This is a genomic window from Xanthomonas sp. NCPPB 901 (assembly GCF_056725085.1).
In genome coordinates, this window is sequence record NZ_CM161511.1 from 597,858 (window position 1) to 622,192 (window position 24,335).

General features: G+C 70.4%; 22 protein-coding genes. 15 read left to right on the forward strand and 7 right to left on the reverse strand.

Annotated features, from left to right (window positions below):
* The first annotated feature begins 42 nt into the window (after positions 1-42).
* From AC1PME_RS02520 to hglS, 13 genes are all read left to right on the forward strand, one after another.
* Entirely contained in the window at positions 43-843 is an 801-nt protein-coding gene (locus tag AC1PME_RS02520) for an N-acetylmuramoyl-L-alanine amidase (RefSeq protein ID WP_481097198.1), read from the forward strand.
* A 115-nt stretch (positions 844-958) separates the two neighbouring features.
* Positions 959-1,882, forward strand: a complete 924-nt coding sequence (locus tag AC1PME_RS02525; protein WP_307548192.1) for a hypothetical protein — start codon at positions 959-961, stop codon at positions 1,880-1,882.
* A 384-nt stretch (positions 1,883-2,266) separates the two neighbouring features.
* Positions 2,267-3,052 carry a hypothetical protein gene (locus AC1PME_RS02530; RefSeq protein ID WP_481097199.1) on the forward strand — a complete coding sequence of 262 codons (786 nt, stop codon included), beginning with the start codon at positions 2,267-2,269 and terminating at the stop codon, positions 3,050-3,052.
* A gap of 156 nt (positions 3,053-3,208) precedes the next feature.
* Positions 3,209-5,089 (forward strand): XVIPCD domain-containing protein, encoded by a 1,881-nt coding sequence (locus AC1PME_RS02535; RefSeq protein WP_481097200.1) that lies wholly within the window; start codon positions 3,209-3,211, stop codon positions 5,087-5,089.
* Between the two features lie 218 nt (positions 5,090-5,307).
* On the forward strand, positions 5,308-5,850 hold the full coding sequence (locus AC1PME_RS02540; protein WP_481097201.1) for a lysozyme inhibitor LprI family protein: 543 nt from the start codon (positions 5,308-5,310) through the stop codon (positions 5,848-5,850).
* A gap of 68 nt (positions 5,851-5,918) precedes the next feature.
* Positions 5,919-7,283 (forward strand): VgrG-related protein, encoded by a 1,365-nt coding sequence (locus tag AC1PME_RS02545; protein WP_481097202.1) that lies wholly within the window; start codon positions 5,919-5,921, stop codon positions 7,281-7,283.
* A 199-nt stretch (positions 7,284-7,482) separates the two neighbouring features.
* Complete coding sequence (locus AC1PME_RS02550) at positions 7,483-8,172, forward strand: M15 family metallopeptidase (RefSeq protein ID WP_481098056.1); 690 nt, start codon at positions 7,483-7,485, stop codon at positions 8,170-8,172.
* A 29-nt stretch (positions 8,173-8,201) separates the two neighbouring features.
* Positions 8,202-8,399, forward strand: coding sequence for a CPXCG motif-containing cysteine-rich protein (locus AC1PME_RS02555; protein ID WP_254460130.1), 198 nt, complete (start codon positions 8,202-8,204; stop codon positions 8,397-8,399).
* 104 nt (positions 8,400-8,503) lie between these two features.
* Entirely contained in the window at positions 8,504-8,893 is a 390-nt protein-coding gene (locus tag AC1PME_RS02560) for a hypothetical protein (protein ID WP_307548206.1), read from the forward strand.
* Positions 8,894-9,119: 226 nt separating this feature from the next.
* Complete coding sequence (locus AC1PME_RS02565) at positions 9,120-9,497, forward strand: EF-hand domain-containing protein (RefSeq protein ID WP_254460132.1); 378 nt, start codon at positions 9,120-9,122, stop codon at positions 9,495-9,497.
* 202 nt (positions 9,498-9,699) lie between these two features.
* Entirely contained in the window at positions 9,700-10,458 is a 759-nt protein-coding gene (locus AC1PME_RS02570; protein WP_254460133.1) for an HAD family hydrolase, read from the forward strand.
* A gap of 92 nt (positions 10,459-10,550) precedes the next feature.
* A complete protein-coding gene (locus tag AC1PME_RS02575; RefSeq protein WP_481097203.1) occupies positions 10,551-11,141 on the forward strand; it encodes a hypothetical protein in 591 nt (196 codons plus the stop codon).
* Between the two features lie 257 nt (positions 11,142-11,398).
* A complete protein-coding gene (hglS, locus tag AC1PME_RS02580; protein ID WP_481097204.1) occupies positions 11,399-12,760 on the forward strand; it encodes a 2-oxoadipate dioxygenase/decarboxylase HglS in 1,362 nt (453 codons plus the stop codon).
* An 822-nt stretch (positions 12,761-13,582) separates the two neighbouring features.
* Here the strand turns inward: hglS and AC1PME_RS02585 are convergent.
* The 6 genes from AC1PME_RS02585 to AC1PME_RS02610 form a co-directional block, all read right to left on the reverse strand.
* Entirely contained in the window at positions 13,583-14,953 is a 1,371-nt protein-coding gene (locus AC1PME_RS02585) for a leucyl aminopeptidase family protein (protein WP_481097205.1), read from the reverse strand.
* A gap of 49 nt (positions 14,954-15,002) precedes the next feature.
* Positions 15,003-15,719, reverse strand: coding sequence for an HAD family hydrolase (locus AC1PME_RS02590; protein WP_254460138.1), 717 nt, complete (start codon positions 15,717-15,719; stop codon positions 15,003-15,005).
* A gap of 107 nt (positions 15,720-15,826) precedes the next feature.
* The gene (locus AC1PME_RS02595) at positions 15,827-16,939 is read right to left on the reverse strand and encodes an AI-2E family transporter (RefSeq protein WP_307548218.1); all 1,113 of its coding nucleotides are present in this window, start codon (positions 16,937-16,939) and stop codon (positions 15,827-15,829) included.
* A gap of 300 nt (positions 16,940-17,239) precedes the next feature.
* The gene (locus AC1PME_RS02600) at positions 17,240-17,713 is read right to left on the reverse strand and encodes a hypothetical protein (protein ID WP_481097206.1); all 474 of its coding nucleotides are present in this window, start codon (positions 17,711-17,713) and stop codon (positions 17,240-17,242) included.
* The gene (locus AC1PME_RS02605) at positions 17,710-18,186 is read right to left on the reverse strand and encodes a phage holin family protein (protein WP_254460141.1); all 477 of its coding nucleotides are present in this window, start codon (positions 18,184-18,186) and stop codon (positions 17,710-17,712) included. The genes AC1PME_RS02600 and AC1PME_RS02605 overlap by 4 nt, the downstream gene beginning before the upstream one ends.
* A gap of 7 nt (positions 18,187-18,193) precedes the next feature.
* Positions 18,194-18,565 carry a hypothetical protein gene (locus tag AC1PME_RS02610; RefSeq protein ID WP_481097207.1) on the reverse strand — a complete coding sequence of 124 codons (372 nt, stop codon included), beginning with the start codon at positions 18,563-18,565 and terminating at the stop codon, positions 18,194-18,196.
* 174 nt (positions 18,566-18,739) lie between these two features.
* Here AC1PME_RS02610 and AC1PME_RS02615 point away from each other — a divergent pair, with 174 nt between their 5' ends.
* Complete coding sequence (locus AC1PME_RS02615) at positions 18,740-18,967, forward strand: hypothetical protein (RefSeq protein ID WP_254460142.1); 228 nt, start codon at positions 18,740-18,742, stop codon at positions 18,965-18,967.
* Positions 18,968-18,977: 10 nt separating this feature from the next.
* Here AC1PME_RS02615 and AC1PME_RS02620 read toward each other — a convergent pair whose 3' ends face one another.
* Positions 18,978-20,411, reverse strand: coding sequence for a Do family serine endopeptidase (locus tag AC1PME_RS02620; RefSeq protein ID WP_307548225.1), 1,434 nt, complete (start codon positions 20,409-20,411; stop codon positions 18,978-18,980).
* Between the two features lie 492 nt (positions 20,412-20,903).
* Here AC1PME_RS02620 and AC1PME_RS02625 point away from each other — a divergent pair, with 492 nt between their 5' ends.
* Complete coding sequence (locus AC1PME_RS02625) at positions 20,904-24,176, forward strand: LAGLIDADG family homing endonuclease (RefSeq protein ID WP_481097208.1); 3,273 nt, start codon at positions 20,904-20,906, stop codon at positions 24,174-24,176.
* Positions 24,177-24,335: the final 159 nt, after the last annotated feature.

A 24,335-nucleotide genomic window follows, 5' to 3' on the forward strand; every position in this document is an offset into this window, starting at 1 on the left:
GCCGATTGCGTACGCTTGCGCGACCCCGACCAGGAAGTGTCCATGACCCGCGTTCCCGTGCCCTCCCTGTCCGCCGCGCGCCGCCTGCTGCTGCTGGGCACGCTGGCGTTGCTCGGGGCCTGCGCGCACGCACCGCAGCGCAATCCGCTGGCCACCTGGGTGCCGTCGCCGAACTACGACGCACGCCGGCCGATCCTGATCGTCATCCACTACACCGACCAGCACTCGGTGCAGCAGAGCCTGGACACGCTGCGCTCGCACAACAGCAAGGGCAAGGTCAGCGCGCACTACCTGATCGGCCGCGACGGCACGCGCTACCAGCTGGTCGCCGACCAGGACCGCGCCTGGCATGGCGGCGCCGGGCGCTGGGGCACCATCACCGACATCAACTCCGCCTCGATCGGCATCGAGCTGGACAACGACGGCAAGACCCCGTTCGCGCAGGAACAGATCGCCAGCCTGCTGGTGCTGCTCGAGGACCTGTGCACGCGGTTACGCATCCCGCGCACCCAGGTGGTCGGGCACGAGGACTTCGCGCCCTCGCGCAAGGTCGACCCGGGCCCGCTGTTCCCGTGGAAGCAACTGGCCGAGGCTGGCTTCGGCCGCTGGCCGGCCGCCGACACGCCGCCGGCCCCACCCGGCTTCGATCCGTGGCAGGCGCTGGCGCTGATCGGCTACCCGGTCGACGACCGCGCCGCGACCCTGCGCGCCTTCCACCACCACTACCGCGGCAACGAGGCCACCGCCTTCGATGCCGAAGACCTGCGCATCCTGTACGCGCTGACCCAGCCGCTGCTGGCGCGCCCGCAGCCGGTGCCGGCGATGGAGCCAGACGCGCCCTGAGCCGGTGCAGTGCGGCGTCGGCACTGCCGTGCCGGCGGTGTGCGTGCCTGTCACCTGGCGCCACCGCGGTTCTTGGTAGCATCGCGCGCCAATGGACTCCAAAGGACGCAGTGCGATGAGGCGAGGAACCACGGCCCTCTGGGCGGCAACCTTCCTGCTGTTGGGCGGATGCAAGGACAAGGCCGCCGATGCGCCGGCCGCGGCGCAAACTCCGGCTACGGCGACCGCGCCCGCAGCCCCCGCCGACGCGAGCACGGCGGCACAGCCCGCCGCCGCCGAAGTGCCGGCACCGGGCCAGGTGCTGGCCGACATCTACGGCACCAAGGGCGACGGCTCGGCGTCCTACGCCATCGACAACGGTGCGGTGGCCAGCTTCTGGTACGGCGACCGCTTCGACCTCGGCGGCAAGCAGTACTACACCGGGTTCGCCAACGCCACCGGCGGCAAGTACGACAAGCCCGGGGACACGGCCGGCGACCAGGACCTGCCCGACCCTGCGGCCGGCGTCAGCATCAGCCAGGCCACCTACGTGCTCGACAGCGCCGGCGGCAAGCCCAGCTGGACCCTGTTCCACGCGCAGCGCTGGGCCGGCGACTTCGGTGCCGACGGCAAGGCCGACACGCTGGACGAACAGCGCAAGCCGCAGAGCACCACCACCAAGGACGGCCACCTGCTGCTGGCGCTGCCGACCACCCGCTTCGCCGACGGCATCACCAGTACCGGCTTCGCGGTGTTCACCTTCGACCCGAACAAGAACGACCTGGGCGACTACAAGGGCTGGGTCTACCTGGGCACGGTCGCCGCCGGCGAGGACAACAGCGCCGCCTGCGACGACCAGGGCACGATGAAGTGCGCCACCAGCACCGGCACGCTGAGCTTCGTGCCGCCCGCCAGCGGCAACGTGCCGTCGCTGCGGATCGCCCTGCAGGGCACGGTGGTGGAGGGGCCGGGCAAGGTCCGCACGCTGGGCCCGGCCGACGCCGTCACCTACACCTACGACCCCGCCAAGCAGCAGTACACCCCGCCGCTGGACCGCTGAGCGGACCGCGCGGGGGCACGGCGCGGTGGCGCGCACGGCCGCGGTGGTGTCGGGCGTTGAACCTGGTTTAAGATGCGCCCCACGGGGCCTGATGATCAGGCGAGTCATTCGCGAGCGGCATGGGATGCTGCACTCGCCCGAAATGCCGGCGTGGATTGCCGGCGTGCGGTTCGCCATGCGCGACCGCCATCACCGCCCCTGCTCGGGGCCGGCGTGCACGTCACCTTGTTCCGTCCGAAACCGCGCCTGCGGGGAGCGTCCGCTCTGTGCCGGGTGCCGCGTCCGCGGCGTGCGCCGCGCGCGTCGCGCCGGCGGCGGTCGGGCGCATCGGAACGCGCAGGTGGGTTCTTCCGGCTTCTTCTCCGACTACAGGATGTTCTGGACATGTCCAACGACAACAAGCGCGCCGCCGCTCCCGAAGCGCCACCCGATGCCGGCAGCGTGCTGTACCTGATCTACGGCTGGGACGGCGATGGCGCCGTGTCCTACGAGATCGACAACGGCGCGGTGGTGAATTTCTGGGGCGGCCAGCATTTCGAACTGGACGGCAAGCACTACTACACCGGTTTCAGCTACGCCACGCCGGGCCGGTACGGCATCGACGATGCGGAAACCTTCCCGCACCCGGGCGAAGGCGTCTCGCTCGGCGCCGCCACCTTCCTGCTGACCACGCCGGGCGGCGAGCGGCCATGGATGGTGCTGCACGCGCAGCGCTACGTCGGCAGCTTCGGCGCCTATGCGCGGGCCGATACCGTCGATCCCACCCGCGCGCCGCAGCAGCATGCGCTCGGCGACGGCCGGTTGCTGCTGGCCGTGCCCACCACCCGTTTCGGCAACGGCATCACCGAAGCCGGCTTCGCGCTGTTCGTGTTCGATCCGAACCGGCACGACCTCGGCGATTACCGCAGCTGTGTGTATTGCGGCACGGTGGCGGCCGGCGAGGACAACGAGGCGGCCAGCGACCCGGACGGGGTGGTGCCGCATGTGTCCAGCAGCGGCACGCTGGAATTCCAGGCGGTGCCCGGCCAGCGCATGCCGGCGCTGCGGGTGGCGCTGCACGGCACCGCGATCGCCGGTCCCGGCCGCGCGCGCCTGCTCGATGCCGGCGACGTGCTGCAGTACGCCTACGACCCGGACAGCGCGCAGTACCAGCCGGTCCCCAACGCATGACCCCCGTGGCGCGCGGCGGCGCGCCGCTGGACGCAGCACCGGATGTTCCGCAGTACGCAATCGTTCTGTTGACCGCGCACTAACAAGCTCATGGACGAGCTCGGTTGACCCAGGCGGCCGCGATGGCCGTACCTCAACCTCAAGGAGTTACACGAGATGGCACGTGATACCACCAAGGCAGAGAATCTCGACATCATCGAGCGGGAAGCCAGGCAGCGGCAGATTCCGGTCGACGATTTCCTGCGCTTCGCCTACATCGAAACCGGCGGCCGCTTCGACGAGCAGGCCAGCCGTGGTCCCAACAGCGCCAAGGGGCTGTTCCAGTTCACCCCCGGCGCCGCCAGCGCCTACGGCATCCGCGGCCGCGAACTCGACGCGGTGGCCAACACCGATGCCGCCGCGCGCATGTACCAGGACAACCGCAACAGCCTGACCCGCCAGCACGAGCGCGATGGCCGCGGCTACCTGTCCGGCAAGGCGCAGCCCGACGGCCTGGACATGTACATGGCGCACCAGCAGGGCGCCGGCGGCTACCGCTCCATCCAGGCCGCCATCGCCACCGGCCACTTCGTGCTGAAGGGCACTCGCGCCAACATTCTCAACAACGTCCCCGGCGAAAAGGACGCGCAGGGCGCGCGCCAGTTCCAGGCCTATACCGGCACCTCGCTGGGCGACTTCAAGACGCTGTCCGACCACGACATGGCCAAGGCCTTCGTGAAGTACTGGGACGCCAAGTACGACCACATCGCGATCCCGGAAAAGGGCATCAAGCCGCGCGCCGAGGGCCAGGCCGCGCCGGCGCGCGCGCCGACGCACGCAGGCGGCAGGCAGGGCGGCCACGACGGCATCGCGCTGACCGCCGCGTATGACCTGGGCATCAAACACGACGACGTGAAGTACGCGATCAACGTCAGGAGCAGCAAGTACTACCACCCCGGGGTCGACGGCAAGCACCTGTCGCAGGGCTACATCGACTGTTCCGGCTGGGTGACCGAGCTGCAGAACGCGACGATGAACGAGATCAACCGCAAGGCCGGTCGCGACGTGTTCACCCAGAAGGACATGTTGGCGCAGGGCATGGTCGGCTCCGGCGAGATCGTCAAGAAGGCCTTCGACAGCTCCGGCGTGCTGCTGCAGGGCAAGGACGTGTTCAAGCCCGGCGCGCTGAAGGAAGGCATGGTCATCGGCGTGGATTCGGGCAAGACCGCGCACGAGCACTGGAAGGGCATCGACCACATCATGATGGTCGTGCGCGATCCCAAGAGCGGCGAGCTGCTGGTCAGCCAGTCCACCGGCAGTAAGGGCGTCAACACCATGCCGCTGGACGACTACCTGGCCACGCACCAGAACGCCAAGCTGTTCGCCTCCGATCCGCTGGCCAAGGCCCGCGACCTGCTGCAGGACCGCCAGCAGACCCAGGCGCAGAGCCAGGGCACGCAGGAGCCGCGCACGGCGCTGAAGCCGGGCGAGCAGGGCGCCGACGTCAAGGCGATGCAGCAACGGCTGATCGAACTGGGCGTCAAGGATGACCAGGGCAAGCTGCTCAGCGGCACCGGCTACTACGGCGAGCGCACCCAGCAGGTGGTCGCCAACCTGCAGCGCGAGAAGGGCCTGGCGCCGACCGGCATCGCCGACAAGGCCACGCTCGAGGCGATCGCCAGGCAACCGGCGCCGGCCGACAACCCGCTGTACAAGCAGGCCATGGACCACCTGCAGAAGCAGGGGCCCAACGGCGGCTTCAAGAGCGCCGAGGAGATGCAGCGCGCCGCCGGCCAGATCGCGTTCGAGGCCAAGGTGAGCGGCATGCAGCGCATCGACGATCTGGTGCTCAGCGGCGACCGTCGCGGCCTGATCGCGGTGCAGCGCAATCCCGACAATCCGCACGACGTCAATCGTGCCTACGTGGACCGGCAGCAGGCCGCGTCGGTGCCGCTGGAGCGCAGCCAGCAGCAACTGGCCGCCGAAACCCAGCGGCAGGCGCAGGAACAACCGCAGCAGCCGGACCCGCAGCGCGAAAGGACCCCGTCGCCGCGCTGATCGGTGTTTCCGGCAACGGCCGCCATCGTGCATGTCGCGCGGTGGCGGTCGTGCGTGGCGATGGCGGCGGCCATTGCCACGTATGCGCCGACGCGACATTGCCCAACGCCGGCCAAACACGATCACCCGCCATCGCGGCGCGCGATGGACAGCGAACGCAACGATCGCTTAGAACCTCGCTCTTCCGCTTGCGCAAACGACAAGGACGCAACCCGACCATGGCCATCGCCAAGGCTTTCCAAGGCTCTTCCCTGCTGCTGTTGTGCGTGGCCACTGCCGCGTGCAGTGCGCCGTCTTCCACGCCCAGCCAGGCCCAGGCACCGGCCGCTCCGGCTTCGGCCGCCGCGGCGCCCGCCGCCACGCCCGCTGCCGGCACCCAGGCCGATGCGGGCGCCGCCACGCCGGCCGCCGCGCCAGCGACGCCCAGCCCTTCCCCCGCTTCAGGAGATTCCCCCGTGCTGCGACCGTCCTACGACACCTGCATCACCGCCGCCGGCGGCGCCACCCCGGCGATGCTGGACTGCATTTCCGACGAACACGCCTACCAGGACCAGCGCCTCAACACCGCCTACAAGGCGGCGATGGCCAAGCTCGGCGAGAGCGAGCAGCACGCGTTGCGCGAGCGGCAGCGGCAGTGGATCGCCGAGCGCGACGAGAAGTGCGTCGCCGATCCGGACGGCGGCCAGGCCGAGCGTGTGGATGCGGCCGAATGCAGGCTGGAAATGACCGCACGCCGCGCCGACGAACTCGAAGCGCACTGATTGCACCTGTGCAGTGAACCCCGACGCACGGCGCCTTCCACGCCGCGCGTCCAGCCAAGGAGATTGCGATGAGCGACAAGGATTGGGAACTGGGCCAGACCTCCAAGCACTACGAGACCGGCGGCCGCGGCGCGTCGACCGTGTCCTCCGGCGTCGACGACCCGGGCGGCGTGTCCTACGGCTCGTATCAGATGACCTCGCAGACGACCACCCGTGAGGGCAAGGTCATCAACGGCGGCACCGTCGCCGCGTTCGTCCGGGACAGCAAGTACAGCGACGACTTCGCCGGCCTCAAGCCGGGCTCGGACGCGTTCAGCGCCAAGTGGAAGGAGCTGGCCAGGACCGACCCCGGCTTCGGCCAGGAACAGCACGACTACATCAAGCGCACCCACTTCGACAAACTGGTCGACCGGCTCAAGGACAAGGGCCTGGACCTGTCCGACCGCGGCCCGGCGGTGCAGGATGCGATGTGGAGCACCGCGGTCCAGTACGGCCCCGGCAGCGACAGGAAGCCGGGCGGGTCCGGCGTGTTCCTGCGCGCGATGGAAGAGAAGTTCGGCAAGCAGGCCGACCTGTCGAAGATTTCCGACAAGGAGATCGTCAGCGCGGTGCAGGACTACAAGGCCGAGCACGTCAAGGAGCTGTTCCCGCGCGTGCACCAGCAGAAGACCCTGGATTCGCTGCAGCACCGCGCCGAGAACGAGAAGGCCGACCTGCTCAAGCTGGCCGACCTCGGCAAGACCGTCGCCAAGCCGGGCGAGTCGCGCGACGCGCACACGGCACCGAAGCCGCACGACGGCCATCGCGCGCCGGCCGCGCACGGCGGCGTGCTGGCGCGCAATGCGCAGGGCGAGGCGGTGCAGGGCCTGCAGGAGAAGCTGGCCACGCTCGGCTACCTGGACGCCAAGGATGCGATCGGCACCTACGGCCCCAAGACCGAAGCGGCGGTGGAGAAGTACCAGCGCGACCAGCACCTGAAGGGCGTGGACGGCAAGGCCGGCCCGGAGACGCTGGCCGCGATCGAGCGCAGCGTGCAGCGGCAGCAGGGCGTGGAGCAGCTGCGGCGCGACAACCCGCTGTTCGACCAGGCGGTCGCGCAGCTGGAAAAGCAGGGGCGCCACGGTGGCTACGGCGACCGCGAGGCCATGCAGCGCGCGGCCGGGCAGTTGGCGTTCGAGGCCAAGGTCAGCGGCATGTCGCGCATCGACGACCTGGTCGCCAGCACCGATGGCCGCGGCATGATCGCGGTGCAGCGCAATCCGGAGAACGCGCACGACGTGCATCGCGCCTATGTCGATCGCCAGCAGGCGGCGACCGTGCCGCTGGAGCAGAGCCAGCAGCAACTGGCGGCCGAGACCCAGCGCCAGGCCCAGGAACGGCAGGTGCAGGACCCGCAGCGCACTCAAACCCAGGCGCAGGTGCCCGGGCGCTGACGCGCGCCGCGCAGGGCGGCCATCGGCGCGCGCCGGTGGCCACCGTGCGGCGCGCTCCGCAGATCGCGCAGCACAGGCGGGGCGGTGGTGCAGGACAGCGGCGGCGGCCATGGCCTATGCTGCGCAGATGCCGCATGCCCACCGCTTCCGCTGCCGCTGTCCGTCGCGCCCCTGGCGCCGGCACGGCGCGCTGCGGGCGCTGGGCCTGGCGTTCGCGTTCGCCGTCGCGCCCGCCACGTTCGCTGGGGAACCGACCACCTCGCCGGCCACCACGCCGGCGCAGGCGGGACTGGTCGACGTGCATGCGCTGGCGCCGGACATCGCGATGGACATCCGTTACGCCGGCCACGACAACTTCACCGGACGTCCGGTGCCGGGCTACGACGCGCCCAAGTGCTATCTGCTGGCGCCGGCTGCTAAGGCCTTGGCGCAGGTGCAGCGCGACCTGCAGGCCAAGGGCTACCGCCTGCAGGTGTTCGACTGCTACCGGCCGCAGCGTTCGGTCCGCGCTTTCGTCGCCTGGGCGCGCGATCCGCAGGATCAGCTGGCCAAGGCGCGCTATTACCCGAACCTGGACAAAGGCGTGCTGCTCGGCGACTACATCGCCGAACGCTCCGGCCACAGCCGCGGCGCCACTGTCGACCTGGGCGTGCTGGACTGCCGCCAGGGCCCCTGCCGTGCGCTGGACATGGGCACCGGCTTCGACTTCTTCGACCCGAGCGCGCACACCGACACCCCGGGCATCGACGCCACCCAGCGCGCGCACCGCCAGCAACTGCTGAAGGCGATGGCCGCGCGCGGCTTCGTCAACTACCCGATGGAATGGTGGCACTACACCTTCCAGCCCGAGCCCAGCCCCGACGTCGCCTTCGACGTGCCGGTGCGCTAGCGGTTCGCGATCACCGCCACGGAACCCGCATGACCGGTACCCACCAGTTCGTCGACCTGCCATGTCCTTACTGCGGCGAATGGATCGATGTCGCGCTGGATCCGTCGGTGGACGTGCAGCAGTACGTGGAGGACTGCCAGGTGTGCTGCAAGCCGATGCTGATGACGGTGCGCTGGGACGAGGACGGCGCGCCGGTGGTGAGCGCGATCGCCGAAAACGCCAGTTGATCCGCGCGCCGGCGCGGCGCGTTCGGATGCCGCTGCGCGCGCCGCGTCGTACGCCGATGCGCGACACCCTCTAGACTTGCGGCCTTGCCGACCGAGGACACCCGATGAACCTGCCGCTGCACTTCGGCCTGCTGGGCTCGCTGGAAGCCGGGCTGATCGCATTGGCGGTCGGTTTCCTGGTGTATGCGCTGTGGCAGTGGCTGGGCCGGCGGCTGGGCTGGACGGAGGGCCAGCAACTGGGCGGCGCGTGCCTGATCGCGGTGGCGGCGTCGGCCGGCATCGACTGCTGGAACCTGTTCTACACCAGCATCGTGCGCCTGGAGTCGCCGCTGTACGCACGCATCGCGCTGGCCAGCATCCACGATCCGGACGAACTGGGCTCCCGGGTGGTGCTGGAAGTGGCCGGCGCGCTGTGCGGCGTGGCCCTGGCCTGGGTCGTATTCAGGGGGCGTTCAAGCGAAAACGCTGGCGACGGCGGTCACGAAACACGCTGAAACAGACGTTTTCTTTCTGCAATCCAAACGTCTCGAATGGACGCCTTACCGCGCCCTCACCGATCCCTAACCAGCGCGGTAGCGTGCTGCGCCGACGCGGTGGTTAACGATCCGTTTTGCGGCTTTTTTCGACAGGGAATGGATTCAGTCTGAGACCGGCACGGTAGCGCTGTGTTCCGGAATCGACCGGACATGCCACACCGAGAGAGCCAAGGAGAATCCACCCATGAACATTCGCAACCGCACCCCGCTGATCGGTACCGCCGCCCTGCTCGCCGCCGCGCTGGCCCTGCCGGCGTTCGCCCAGGACGCGCAGGCCGACGCCGCCGCGCAGGCGCAGACGCAGTCGTCCACCAGCGCCACCGGCCAGAGCGGACAGGCTGGCGCGGCGTCGGGCGGCGGCCAGACCTGGGCCGATGTGGACGCCGACAAGGACGGCGCCATCAGCAAGCAGGAGGCGCAGGTCAACGCCGGCCTCAGCCAGATCTTTGCCCAGGCCGATGCCGACCATAACGGCAAGCTGACCCCGGACGAGTACAAGGCCTACGTCGCCAAGCAGCAGGGCGGCGCGGCGACCGGCAGCGACAGCAACGGCGACCAGTAACGGGAGCGGTTCCGGCATCGGCGGCCGCGCGGCGGCGAGGCCGCGTGCCGCCTCGCCGGGACCGAATCCCATGCGCACCCGCCGCGGCGCGGGTGCGGGCAGACGCTTCACCACGACGGCGGCCTTTGGCTGCCGTCGTGCGTTCTAAGGTGGCGACGCCACGTGTCGTCAGCCCGCAGGGGCCCGCTGCTATGCTTGGCCGATGCCAACACCCACTGCGCTGCGCCCCTCTCCCATCGCCCTGGTCGGCTTCGACGGCGACGACACGCTCTGGAAGAGCGAGGACTACTACCGCGATGCCGAGGCCGCGTTCGAAGCCATCCTCGGCCAGTACCTGGACCTGCACGACGCCCGCACCCTGCAGCATCTGCTGGCGGTCGAACGCCGCAACCTGGCGGTGTTCGGCTACGGCGTGAAGGGCATGACCCTGTCGATGATCGAGGCGGCGATCGAGCTGACCGAGGCGCGCATTTCCGCGCGCGACATCGGGCGCATCGTCGAGATCGGCCGCAGCACGCTGCAGCATCCGGTGGAAGTGATCGCCGGCGTGCGCGAGGCGGTGGCGGCGATCGCCGCCGAGTTCGAGGTCGTGCTGATCACCAAGGGCGACCTGTTCCACCAGGAAGCCAAGATCGAACTGTCGGGCCTGGGCGATCTGTTCCCGCGCATCGAGGTGGTCTCGGAAAAGGATCCGAAGACCTACGCCAGGGTGCTGTCCGAATTCGGCATCGGCGCCGAGCGCTTCGTGATGATCGGCAACTCGCTACGCTCCGACGTGGAGCCGGTGATCGCGCTCGGCGGCTGGGGCATCCACACCCCGTACACCACCACCTGGGCGCACGAGGCCGAGCATGGGCTGTCGGCCGACGAACCGCGCCTGCGCGAAGTGGCCGCGGCGGCGGATTGGCCGCAGGCGGTGGCGGATCTCAACCGGCATGCGGCGCGCCTGCAGCACGGCTGAGCGACTGCCGCGCCCGGCAGCGGTGCGCATCCACCGGCAGGTCTGCTCCCACGCGCGCTGACAGCGCCCGTCGCCTCCGGCAGAATCGCCCCATGCGCCTGCATCCGTCTTCTGCCGGTCTGTTTCTGTCCGCCGCGCTGTGCGCTGCCGGCCCGGCTGGCGCGCAGGGCGCCGTGACGCCCGCACGTGCACCTGCCGCCGAGGCGGTGGACGCGGCACCGGTCGAGGACCCTGGCACCGACGATGCCTGGATCGATCGTCAGTTGCTCGACATCGACCGCTACGCCGCGCGCTACCCCGACAGCTTCCTCGACGAGGTCGTGCGCTACGCGCAGATGCCGCGCGGCTATGCCGAAGTCCTGCTGCGCGAGCGGCATTGGCCGCCGCGCGACGTGTATGTCGCCGCATTCCTGGCCAAGGCGGCGGGGCGGTCCTACCGCGACGTGGTGCGTGCCCGCACGGCCGCCGGCGTGTCGGCCGGCTGGGCGACGGTGGCGAAGGAACTGGATGCGCCGCCCGGCTCGCTGGCCTACCGTGCGCTGCGCCATGCCATCGTCGCCAGCTACGACCACTGGGATCGGCCGATCGTGCTGGACGCCCTGCTGCGCCGGCAACTGGGCGACCGCGCCGCACGCGACCGGGCCGCGGCCCAACCGCAGGACGGAACCGCGCGCCCGCAGTAGGCACCTAGCCCCTCTCCCCCCGGGAGAGGGGGTGGGGTGAGGGTCGGGGCGCGCAGCGCACTCGCAATCCTCATTCCCAAATTGCCTTTCGCCCGTCCGACGAACTGCGCCGACACAAACACCGGCGGCCTAACTCTCCCCACCGCACCGGCACGCGCTGCCGCCATTTCCACGCACTGGCCGCGCCGCCGCCGCGGCGCGAGAATAGGCGTTCTGCCGGTCCTGCCGCCGGCGCCACTGCCGCTCCGGACCGCCCGATGACCAACGCCTTCGTTTCGCCCGACGCTATCCGCAGCCTGTTCGCGCAGGCCATGTCCGACATGTACCGCACCGAGGTGCCGCTGTACGGCACGCTGATGGAACTGGTGGCGCAGGTCAACGCGCAGACCCTGGCCGCGGACCCGGCGTTGGACGCGCAACTGCAGCGCAACGACGAACGCGCGCGGCTGGACCAGGAGCGGCATGGCGCGATCCGCGTCGGCACCGCCGAGGAACTGGCGACCCTGCGCCGCCTGTTCGCGGTGATGGGCATGGCGCCGGTGGGCTATTACGACCTGTCGGTGGCCGGCGTGCCGGTGCATTCCACCGCGTTCCGCCCGCTGGATGCGGCGGCGCTGGCGCGCAATCCGTTCCGCGTGTTCACCTCGCTGCTGCGGCTGGAGCTGATCGAGGACCCGGCGCTGCGCGAGCAGGCCGCGCAGATCCTCGCCAAGCGCCGCATCTTCACCGACGGCGCGCTCGCACTGATCGCGCAATGCGAACGCGACGGCGGCCTGGGCGATGCCGATGCGCAGCGCTTCGTCGCCGAGGCGTTGGAGACCTTCCGCTGGCACAGCGACGCCACCGTGAGCCTGCCGACCTACCGCGCGCTGAGCGCGGCGCACAAGCTGATCGCCGACGTGGTCAGCTTCCATGGCCCGCACATCAACCACCTGACTCCGCGCACCCTGGACATCGACGCGGCGCAGGCGGAGATGCTGCGCCGTGGGATCGACGCCAAGGCGGTGATCGAAGGCCCGCCGCGCCGCGCCTGCCCGATCCTGTTGCGCCAGACCAGCTTCAAGGCGCTGGAAGAAACCGTGCGCTTCCCCGCGGGCGCGGACGGCGCCGAGGCCGGCACCCACACCGCCCGGTTCGGCGAGATCGAACAGCGCGGCCTGGCCCTGACGCCGAAGGGCCGCGCGCTGTACGACGCGCTGCTGGAGCGCGCACGCGCGGCCGAGGGCAGCGCCGGCGCCGACTACGGCACCCGCCTGCAAGCCGTGTTCGCCGATTTCCCCGACGACTACGCCACCCTGCGCCGCGAGGGCCTGGGCTATTTCCGCTACGCGCTGACCGACGCCGGCCGCGCCGCCGGCGCCGCCGCCCTGGCCGGCAAGCCGGCCGAAGCGCTGATCGCCGACGGCCTGGCCAGTGCCGACCCGATCGTCTACGAGGATTTCCTCCCGGTCAGCGCCGCGGGCATCTTCCAGTCCAACCTCGGCGGCGGCGAACAGCGCGCCTACGCCGCCCATGCCAACCGCGCCGCGTTCGAGCAGGCGCTGGGCGCGACGGTGCACGACGAATTCGCCATCTACGCCGGCATCGAACGCGATTCGCTGCAGGCACTGGCGGGGTGAAGCGGGGATTGGGGAATGGGGATTGGGGAATCGCAACAGCGGTTTCCCCTCGTCGTGTCCCCACACGCCCACGACCGATGTGGCGGTGCTGCGTGAGGGCGACTTCAGTCCCGACGGTGTCCGAAGACAGCAGTACTCCCACTACCGCGCGTCGCGGCTGAAGCCGCTCCCACAAGGGCGAGGTCTGCGCGACGGAAGCACTGTGGGAGGGACTTCAGTCCCGACGGCGTCCGAAGTCGACCAAGGCTCACAGTAACGCGCGTCGCGGCTGAGGCGTTCCCACAAGGGCACGATCGGCGTGGCGGGCGCACTGTGGAAGGGACTTCAGTCTCGACTGCGCCCGGAGTTGACCAATGCTCACAGCACCACGCATCGCGGCTGAAGCCGTTCCCACAAGGGCACGATCGGCATGGCGGGTGCACTGTGGGAGGGACTTCAGTCCCGACGGCGTCCGAAGCCGACCAATGTCTACGCCACCTCGCATCGCGGCTGAGGCGTTCCCACAAGGGTACGATCGGCATGGCGGATGCACTGTGGAAGGGACTTCAGTCCCGATGGCATCCGAAGTTGACCAATGCTCACAGCACCATGCGTCGCGGCTGAGCCATTCCCACAAGGGCACGATCGGCGTGGCGGGTGCACTGTGGGAGGGACTTCAGTCCCGACTGCATCCGAAGCCGACCAACCCGCACACCGCGGCATCGCAGCCGAAGCGGCGCCTGCAAGAGACGCATGCGCGGCAGTGAACCGCAGGCTATCGCCTAGCCACCGACCCAGCGCCAGCCTAGGCGACCTTGGCCGCGCAGCCACATCGAACGCGCCTTACCCCGCGTAACGCGCCTTGAGCATCGCATACGCCGAGCGCAGCGCCAGCGCTTCGCCACCCGCCGGGCGGCCGGGGCGGTCGCTGTCGTTCCAGGCGTACACGTCCAGGTGCGCCCACGCCTGCCGCGCCGGCACGAAGCGCTCCAGGTACAGCGCCGCGGTCACCGCCCCAGCCATGCGCGAGCCGGCGTTGGCCAGGTCGGCGACCGAGCTGGTGAGGTAGCGCAGGTAAGGGCGCCACAGCGGCATGCGCCAGACCGGGTCGCGGGTGCGCTCGCCGGCGGCGATCCAGGCCTGCGCCAGGGTGTCGTCGTTGCTGAACAACGCCGGCAGGTCCGGGCCCAGGGCGATGCGCGCGGCGCCGGTCAGGGTGGCGAAATCCAGGATCGCGTCGGGGCGCTGCTCGCCGGCGTAGGCCAGCGCATCGCACAGCACCAGGCGGCCTTCGGCGTCGGTGTTGTCGATCTCCACGCTGGTGCCCTGGCGGGTGGCGATGACCTCGCCGGGGCGGAACGCGTTCGGGCCGACCGCGTTCTCCACCGCCGGCAGCAGCACGGTCAGCCGCAGCGGCAGGCGCTGCGCCATCACCAGCCCGGCCAGCGCCAGCGCGTGCGCGGCACCGCCCATGTCCTTCTTCATGTGGCGCATGCCGTCGGCCGGCTTCAGGTCCAGGCCACCGGTGTCGAAGCACACGCCCTTGCCGACCAGGGCCACGTGCGGATGCGCCTCCTCGCCCCAGCGCAGCACCAGCAGCCGCGGCGCGCGGTGCGAGGCGCGGCCGACCGCGTGGATCGCCGGGAAGTTCTGCGCCAGCAGCGCGTCGCCGACGATGCTCTCGAACTGCGCGCCGTGTTCCTGCGCGATCGCCCGCGCGGCCTCTTCCAGTTGCTCCGGCCCCATGTGCTCGGTCGGCGTGTTGACCCAGTCGCGCACGCGCACGCAGGCGGCGATCAGGTCGCGCACTTCGGCCTGCGGCGTGGCCAGCAACTGCGCCGGCAGCCGCGGCGGTTGCTTGTAGCGGGCGAAGCGGTAGCTGCCCAGGCCCCAGCCCAGGTGCAGCGCCGCCAGCGCGTCGGCGTCCAGCGCCGTCTCCAGCCGCCAGGTAGTGCCGGCCGGCAGCGCGAACGGCGCATGCGTGTAGGCATACGCATCGCCGCGATCGCCGACGCCCAGGACCGCCGCGGCCACGCCGTCGGCGCCCGGCAGCAGCAGCACGCTGCCCGGTGCGGCCACGAACTGCTGGGCGTCCATCCACGCCGCCCACGCCGGCGAGTGCGCCGCGCGCCAGTCGGCCAGGTGCTCGCGGTCGAGCACGTACAGCGGCAACGCGTGGGGGGAGGCGTCGGTGAAGCCGGTCGGCAGGGACATCAGCGGATCCTTGGAAGAGGGAGAAGGCCGGCGGGCGAGGGGGCGCGGATCAGGCGCGCGCCGCCGCGGCCGGCTGGGTCGCGTCCAGCCAGTCGGCCAGGCCGGTGAGGGTGTCGAAGTGCAGGTCGGGCGGGGTCGGCGGATGCCAGGCCTGCGCGTCGCGGTTGATCCAGCAGCCGCGCAGGCCGGCCTGCATCGCGCCGACCACGTCGATCTCGATGTGGTCGCCCACGTGCAGCACCTGCGCGCAGGGCAGGCCCAGGCGCGCGCAGGCGGCACGGAAGATGCCCGGGTCCGGCTTGGCCGCGCCGTGTTCGCGGGCGCTGAGCTGGAAAACGAAATGCCGGTCCAAGCCGATCGTGGCCAGGTCGGCGTTGCCGTTGCTCAGCGCCACCACCGGCACGCGCGCGGCGATGCGCTCCAGCGCGGCGATGCTGTCCGGATAGCACTGCACCTGGTTGCGCGCGGCATGGAATACCGCATACGCCGGCTCCAGCAACGCCGGGTCGGCGCCGCTCTCGTGCAGCGCGCGGCGCAGGGTCAGCCGGCGCAGTTCGCTGAGGTCGTGATGCAGGTGCGGATGCGCGGCGAACACTTCTTCGCGCAGCTGCCGCATCGCCGCGACCGGGAAGCGCGCGGCGGTGGCCGGGCTGTGTTGCAGCAGCCAGTCGTGCAGCACCTGCTCGATGCGCGCGCCGATCGGCGCGAACGGCCACAAGGTGTCGTCCAGATCCAGCGTGATCGCGCGGACGGGGAAGGAAGGCATGGAAGTCACCGGCGCATTTTACGCCAAGCGCCGATGCTGCCGCGGGCCAGGCCCGGTAGACGCGCCTCCAATCCCGACTCCCCAATCCCCAATCCCCAATCCCCGCCTCACTCCAGCAACCGCGCCCAGCGCTGCATGCCCTCCACCCGCGCCAGCACCATCTTGATGCACACCAGCAGCGGTACCGCCAGCAGCAGGCCGATCATGCCCCACAGCCAGCCGAACAGCATCAGCGCCAGGATCAGCATCAGCGGCGAGATCGCCATGCGCCGGCCGAGCACGATCGGCGTCACCACCTGGCCTTCCAGGGTGTGCAGCCCCAGGTACAGGATCGCCGGCAGCGCCGCGCTCAGCGGGTCGCGGAAGGCGACGAAGCCCATCAGCAGCATCAGCACCGCGCCGATCAACGGCCCCACGTATGGCGCGAAGTTCAGCAGCGCCACCACCGTGCCCCACAGCAGCGCTTCCTGCGGCGCGATCTTCAGCAGGATCAGGATGCCGGCGAAGACCAGGCCGACCAGCGTATTGATCACGGTGATGGTCAGGACGTAGCGCGAGACCTCGCGTTCGATCGAGCGCAGGATCTCGGTGGTGAACTTCTGTTGCTGGCGGCTGGGCAGCAACGCGATCGCATGACGCTGCAGGTTCTCGCCGAACACCATGAAGAAGAACGTCAGCAGCACCACCGCCAGCGCCGAGGCGGCCAGCCGCGGGGTCCGCACCAGCGCCCTGTACGGGTCGTCCATCTGCGTGCGGATCACCTGTACGCGGCGCCCGCTCTCGCCGCCGGCGGCACGGGCGAAGTTCTCCGCGGCCTGGTTGGCCTGCTGCATCGGCTTGGTCAGGTCGCGCACCTGGGTGGCGAGGTGGCGCAACTGCGCCGGCGCCTGCTGCGCCCACTCGGCGGCGGGCCCGGCCAGTTGCACGGTCAGCGTCGTCGCCACCGCCATGCCCGACAGCAGCACCAGCAGCGCGGCCAAAAAGCGCGGCAGGTACAGGCGTTGCAGCATGCGCAGGATCGGGTTGCCGACCAGGGCGAAGAAGGCCGAGAGCAGGATCGGCAGGATCACGTCCTGCGCGGCCCACAGCGTGTAGCAGACCGCCAGCGTCGCCAGCACCACCAGCGAGACCGGTCCGCGCGGGCGCGGTGCCGGCGGTGGCGGCAGGGGGCCATGCGGCGCGTCGTCGGCGACGGCCGCGGGATCGGGAACTGTGCTCATCGAACCTGCGATACGGTGGCCGCGGCGCGCGCCGCAGTGCGCGCGCCGAACGGCGTCGGAAAGGAAGCGAAGTGTAGGCCGATCGTGGCCGGGGCGGTATCAAGACCGCGTGGCCGGCGCGTGCGCGTGGCGTGGCGCCGGCAGTCGCATGGCACGGCGTGCAATCCGGCGGCGCCGCAATGGAACCGGATGCGCGGAGCCCATCGTAGGAGCGGCTTCAGCCGCGACGGGCTTTACCGGCAACGCCCGTCGCGGCTGAAGCCGCTCCTACGGGTGCTTTGGGTGCTGGTCGGAGGCGCCCTAGCGCTCGGACAGGTCGGTCGCCGCTTCCGCGGCGGCCGGGTGCCCGGGGCGCGAGGCCGTCGGCGGCCAGGGCTGGGGGCCGGCGGAGGGCGTCGCGGTGGACTGCGGCGCGGGCGCAGTCGTGGCGTCCACGGCCGCGTTCTGCGCGCTGTCCGCGGCCTGCTCGGCATTGTCGGAGGCGCGCTCGGCGTCGTTGGACGCGCTCTTGGCCGTGGTGGCGGTGATCAGGCTGGACACCGCGCTGAGCATCTGCAACCAGCGCGCGCCGCCGAGCTTGCCGACCACCGCCACCGGCTCGGCGCGCCCGACCAGGAAGCCGGTGCCCAGGCCGACCACCACGATCCGCCACGGCGTCCAGCCTTCGCGCCAGACCTGCTGCAGGGTCGCCCAATGCGTGCGCGCCTGCTCCTGGCGTCCTTCCAGCAGCGATTCGGCGCGGGCGATGCGGTGCTGCAGTTGTCGTAGGGTCATGATGTGCCCTCGCGCTTGGCGACGGCCTCGTCGCCGTCCTCGTCGTCGCCGCCGATGCCCAGCTTGGCCAGTTGGCGGCGGGTGGCGTCGAGCTTGCTCATGTCGAAGTAGCGCAGCGCCTGCCAGGCGCCGAGTGCGGTGACCACCAGGCTGAACGCCGCGGTCGCCGAGATCGACGCCAGCCACGACCAGCCCATGCGCTGCAGCAGGGCGATCATCGCACCCATCAGCAGCATCCACGCCGAGGCGCCGAACGCCACCGACACGGTCAGCCACACCAGTGCCCGCGCCAGCGCGGCGCGGGCCAGCGCCAGGTCCGCGGCCACCAGCTTGCGCAGCGCGCGACCGGTGTCCAGGGTGGCGTTGAGTCCTTCGCGGCCGGCCGTGCCGAGCGCGCGGAAGGACTCCTCCAGCGACGGTGCGGCCGCGGCGTCCGCCGCGGCGCCGTCGGCGCGGGCCTGCTCCTCGCTCACGCGCGGCTTACTTGTCGCCGCCGCTGCGCGCCAGCTTGGCGATGATCCAGCCGGTGGCGAAGGCCACGCCGAACGAGGCCAGCGGACGCTCGCGGATCAGTTCGGCGGCGCTGTCGATCAGGTCGCGGCCCTTGTCCAGCAGCACGTCCACCTGCTCCTTGGCCGCGGCGCCGCCGAACTCGGCCGCCGCCAGCCCGGACAGGGCGCTGTCGGACAGCTCGGCCTTGACGTTGGCCTTGCCCAGCTTCAGTTCCTCGCCGGCGGCGCCGGCAGCGCCCTTGATCGCCTCGCCGGCATAGCTGGCCGCGGACTTCAGGTGCGCGCTGGCTTCGCTGAGGTTGTCCTTGAGGTTCTCGGTATTGGTCGGGCTGGCATTCATGGGCATGTCTCCTTTGGGGTTTGGGGGCCTGCCGTCCGCCGTGGCGGACGCTGCGCAGAACGGGGCGACACCAATACCATCGGCGGGGTGTACGGGGTGTTAGCTCGTGGCCGCGGACGATGCGCCATAGTGTCGGCGCTCGCCGGCGATCGGCCAAGTCCCGGAGGAATCGCGATGCATGCCTACGGCAACCGCGGCGGCCACGCCGGAGTGGTGGCCTACGACAGCGGCCCGGACTGGATCGTGCTGCGCTTCGCCGACGGCGCCACGTACCGCTACGACCGCCACCATCCGGGCTTGCTGCAGGTGCTGGAGATGCAGCGCCTGGCCGCGGCCGGGCGCGGCCTTACCACCTATCTCAACCAGCACGTGCGCGACGACTATGCCGCGCGCCTGGCCTGAGCGCCCGGGCTCACTGCATGACCAGGTCGGCCTGCGCGCCGCCGCGCACCACGCGCAACACCAACTGCGCCGGCTTGCGCGCGAAGTTGGCGCGGTAGCTGGCCAGGTCGGCGAACTCGCCGACCGAGGCGGCCACCACGATGTCGCCGCCGGCCAGGCCGTTGCGGGCCGCGCGGCTGCCGCGCGCCACGTTGCTGATCAGCACGCCGGAGATGCCGGACTGGCGCAGCGATTCGGGCAGGTCGGTGAAGGTGGCGCCGCTCAGCCGCGGGTCCAGCGACTCGCCGCTGATCGCGCGCGGCTGTTCCTTGAGCGTGGTCTTGAGCTGCAGCGGCTTGCCGTCGCGGCGCACGTCCAGGGTCACGGTGCTGCCCACCGGCTGCAGGCCCTCGTAGTTGTGCAGCGCCTCGGCGCTGTCCAGGCGCTCGCCGTTGGCGCCGGTGATCACGTCGCCCGGCTGCAGCCCGGCGGCCGCGGCCGCCGACCCGTCCAGCACCCGCGTCACCAGCGCCCCGCGCGGTGCCGACAGGCCCAGGCCCTGCGCCATCTGCGTGGTCAGGTTCTGCGTCTCGATGCCGAAGGTGCCGCGGATCATCACCCCGTTGTTCTTGATCAACTGGTCGACCACCGCGCGCGCCAGGTTCGACGGGATCGCCAGGCCCAGGCCGATGTTGCCGGCCATGCTGCCCTGCGGGTTGAAGCTGGCGGTGTTGATGCCGACCAGTTCGCCGCGCAGGTCCACCAGCGCGCCGCCGGAGTTGCCCGGGTTGATCGAGGCGTCGGTCTGGATGAAGTTCTGGTAGCCCAGGCCGCGGATGCCGTTGCGGCCCATCGCCGAGACGATGCCGGAGGTGACGGTCTGGGTGAAGCCGAACGGGTTGCCGATGGCGGCGACGAAATCGCCCACGCGCAGCTTGTCGCTGTCGCCCAGGCGGATCTCGGTGAGGTTGTCGGCCTTGATCCGGATCAGCGCGATGTCGGTGTCCGCATCCGAGCCCATGAACTCGGCCTTGAAGCTGCGCCCGTCGGCCAGGGTCACCTGCACGTCGTCGGCGTTCTCCACCACGTGGTGGTTGGTCAGCACATAGCCGTTCTTGGCGTCGATGATCACGCCCGAGCCCAGCGACTCGTTGATCCGTTCCTGCGGGATGTCCGGGAACAGCCGGCGCAGGATCGGGTCGTTGAAGAACGGATTGCGCACCCGCACCACCTGCTTGGTGTTGATGCTCACCACCGCCGGCATCACCTTCTGCAGCATCGGCGCCAGCGACGGCAGCGGCTCGCCGGCCACCGACGACGGCAGGCGCGCGGCGCCGGACAGGGGCGGTGCCGCCGCCGGCGCGGCCTCGGCCCGGTTGTCCAGTTGCGCATTGATCGCGGTGGCGGCGAAACCGCCGAAGGCAGCGGCGGCGGTCAGGGTCAGCAGCGTGGGCAGCGGTCGCATGGGTGGTTTTCCGGGGAACGCGGGAGACGTGGGGCATGTGGGCGCGCGTGCGCGTAAATCAAGATGAACGCGCGCCGTTTAACCGCCAGTGAAAGCGGTCCGGCACCACCGTCGCAAGGCCGCGCAGGCGCCCCGCGTGCGCAGCGCGGCGACCGCGTCCGAGCGCCGCGCGGCGGCGTTGACAGTCGGCCTGCCCGGGGTTAGCGTTCATGCGTGCCGCAGCCACTACATGTAGCGGTAACGCATCTGTGCGGCACTAGAACTGGGGTTTTCTTCACCAGGATTTCACATCCACTGGCGCGCTGGGCGGTGCATGACGGGACGGTGACAGGGAAGGTCGCGGATTCGGGGCTATCGAACGGTCGAGGGCAGGCGCCGCGCGCGCTGCCGCGGCCGTCTCTGCCGTGCAGCGCAAGTGCGGTACACACAAGACACACGGCGGATGACCACCCATCCGCCCCATCGGGACAGGTTCGAGGAGAACACAGCAGAATGAGCACGGTGCGCCTGGAAGTCGTCCAGACCGGATCCAAGCACGACCCCATCCCGATGCAGCCGGCGTCGCAGGACATCTGGGACAAGAAGTATCGGCTCAAGACCAAGCAGGGCGAACCGCTGGATGCCGACATCGACGGCACCTACCTGCGCGTGGCCCGCGCGCTGGCCGACGCCGAGGCCGGCGAGGAGCAGCGCGCCTACTGGTTCGAGCGTTTCGCCTGGGCGCTGCGCCGCGGCGCGATCCCGGCCGGGCGCATCACCTCCAATGCCGGCGCGCAGGAACACAAGCCGGCCACCAGCACGATCAACTGCACCGTCTCGGGCACCATCACCGACTCGATGGACGGCATCCTGGAGAAGGTCCACGAGGCCGGGCTGACCCTCAAGGCCGGCTGCGGCATCGGCTACGAGTTCAGCACGCTGCGCCCGCGCGGCGCGTTCGTGGCCGGCGCCGGCGCCTACACCTCCGGGCCGATGTCGTTCATGGATATCTTCGACAAGATGTGCTTCACCGTGTCCTCGGCCGGCGGCCGTCGCGGCGCGCAGATGGGCACCTTCGACGTGTCCCACCCGGATGTGAAGGACTTCATCCGCGCCAAGCGCGAGGACGGGCGCCTGCGCCAGTTCAACCTGTCGCTGCTGATCACCGACGGCTTCATGCAGGCGGTGGAACAGGACACCGACTGGCCGCTGGTGTTCCCGGTGAACCGCAAGGAAGAGGCCGACATCGACCTGGCCGACGCCAGCGCCGTGGTCTGGCGCGACTGGCCCACGCACACCGACTACATCGTGCGCGACGATGGCCTGGTCGCGTGCAAGGTGTACGGGCACATCCGCGCCCGCCACCTGTGGGACATGATCATGGTCTCCACCTACGACTACGCCGAGCCGGGCTTCATCCTGATCGACCGCGTCAACGAAATGAACAACAACTGGTGGTGCGAGACCATCCGCGCGACCAATCCTTGCGTGACCGCCGATACCTGGGTGCAGACCGCGGAGGGGCCGCGTCAGGTCGCCGATCTGCTGGGAACGCAGTTCCTGGCGCGGGTCGATGGCGGCGACCATGCCACCGGTGCGGAGGGTTTCTTCAAGACCGCGCACAAGCAGGTGGTGCGACTGCAGACGGAGGAAGGTTACGCGCTGCGCCTGACCGGGGACCACCGCGTACGGCGCGTGGTGCGCCAGACCCGTTGGTCGCTGGACACCCAATGGTGCCAGGCGGACCAACTGGTCGCAGGCGACCGGGTGCTGCTCAACAACCACCGTGCCGGTGCGGAGTGGGGCGGCGCGCGCAGCTATGAGGAAGGTGTCCTCCTCGGCATGCTGGTGGGCGACGGCACGCTCAAGCAGGAAGCCGCCGTGTTGTCGGTCTGGTCGCAGGCAGCCGCGGTCAATGCGGCGCCGCAGGCACCGGTGGCGCTGATGGACGAAGCCCTGCGCTGCGCGCGCAGCCTGCCTCACCGCGCCGACTTCGCGGGCTGGAGCGAGGTGCGCGACCGTGGCGAGTACCGCCTGAAGTCGGCCGCATTGCGCGATCTGGCGCTGGAGCTGGGCCTGCGTCCGGGCGACAAGGCGATCACGCCGGCCGTCGAGAAGACCTCCAGCGATTTTCATCGCGGCTTCCTGCGTGGCCTGTTCGACACCGATGGGTCGGTGCAGGGCAGCCAGGAGAAGGGCGTCAGCGTGCGCCTGGCGCAATCAGACCTGGCGCGGCTGGAGGCAGCGCAGCGCATGCTGTTGCGGCTGGGCATCGCCTCGCAGATCTACCGCGACCGGCGTCCCGCCGGCACGGCGTTGCTCCCCGACGGGCACGGCGGCACGCGTGCCTACCCCACCAAGGCGCAGCACGAACTGGTGGTCAGCGGCGACAACCTCGATGCCTTCGCCCAGCGGGTGGGCTTTGCCGACACCGCCAAGGCCAACCGCCTCAAGGCGCTGCTGTCCGGCTACCGTCGCCAGTTGAACCGCGAGCGTTTCGTGGCGACCGTGCGGTCGGTGGCCGCCGATGGCATCGAAGACGTCTACGACGTGCAGGTCCCTGGCATCAACACCTTCGACGGCAACGGTCTGCACGCCCACAATTGCGGCGAGCAACCGCTGCCGCCGTACGGCGCCTGCCTGCTCGGCTCGATCAACCTCACCACCTTCGTGCGCGACCCGTTCACCGAGCGCGCGCGCTTCGACTGGGAGGAATACAAGGAAGTGGTGCGGGTGTTCACCCGCATGCTCGACAACGTGGTCGAGGTCAACGGCCTGCCGCTGCAGCAGCAGCGCGACGAGATCCTGCGCAAGCGCCGCCACGGCATGGGCTTCCTCGGCCTGGGCTCGACCATGACCATGCTGCGGATGAAGTACGGCAGCGCCGCGTCCTGCGAGTTCACCGAAGCCATCGCCCGCGAGATGGCGGTGGCCGGCTGGGAGACCGCGCTGTCGCTGGCCAAGGAGAAGGGCCCGGCGCCGATCATGCAGGAGACCTTCGAGGTCACCGCGGCGATGCTGCGGCAGCGCCCGGAAATGGCCCGCGACGGCTGGCGCGTCGGTGAGCGCATCGAGGGCCGGCTGCTGCACGCCAAATACAGCCGCTACATGCAGCGCATCGCCGAGGTGGCGCCGGCGCTGGTCGAGGAACTGGCCGAAGTGGGCGCGCGCTTCACCCATCACAGCTCCATCGCCCCCACCGGCACCATCTCGCTGAGCCTGGCCAACAACGCCTCCAACGGCATCGAGCCCAGCTTCGCCCACCACTACAGCCGCAACGTGATCCGCGAGGGCAAGAAGAGCAAGGAGAAAGTGGACGTGTTCTCCTTCGAGCTGCTGGCCTACCGCCACCTGGTCAACCCCAAGGCGATGCCGTTCGCCGAGGACGCCGCCGCGCGCCTGCCGGACTACTTCATCGCCGCCGACGACATCCACCCCAAGGAACACGTGGACGTGCAGGCCGCCGCGCAGAAGTGGGTGGACAGCTCCATCTCCAAGACCGCCAACGTCCCCACCGACTATCCCTACGCGCAGTTCAAGGACATCTACCGCTACGCCCACCAGCAGGGGCTGAAGGGCTGCACCACGTTCCGCTTCAACCCGGCCGCCTTCCAGGGCGTGCTGGTCAAGGAAGCGGACCTGGAGAACACCACCTACCGCTTCGAGCTGGAGGACGGCAGCGTGGTCGAGGCCAAGGGCAACGAACAGATCGAATACGACGGCGAGATGCACACCGCCGCCAACCTGTTCGATGCGCTGAAAGAAGGGTATTACGGCAAGTTCTGACGCCGTCCCGTCTCCCCTTTCGCGCCGGCGGAGGGGAGGGCGGCGGTGGGAGCCACGGAGCGCGGCGCGCCGCCCTTCCCCAACGCTTCCCCACCGTCCGCCGGTTGTCGCTTTTACCGGCTCCCCGCTTCGCCGCAATCGGTATAGCATCGCCTGCGT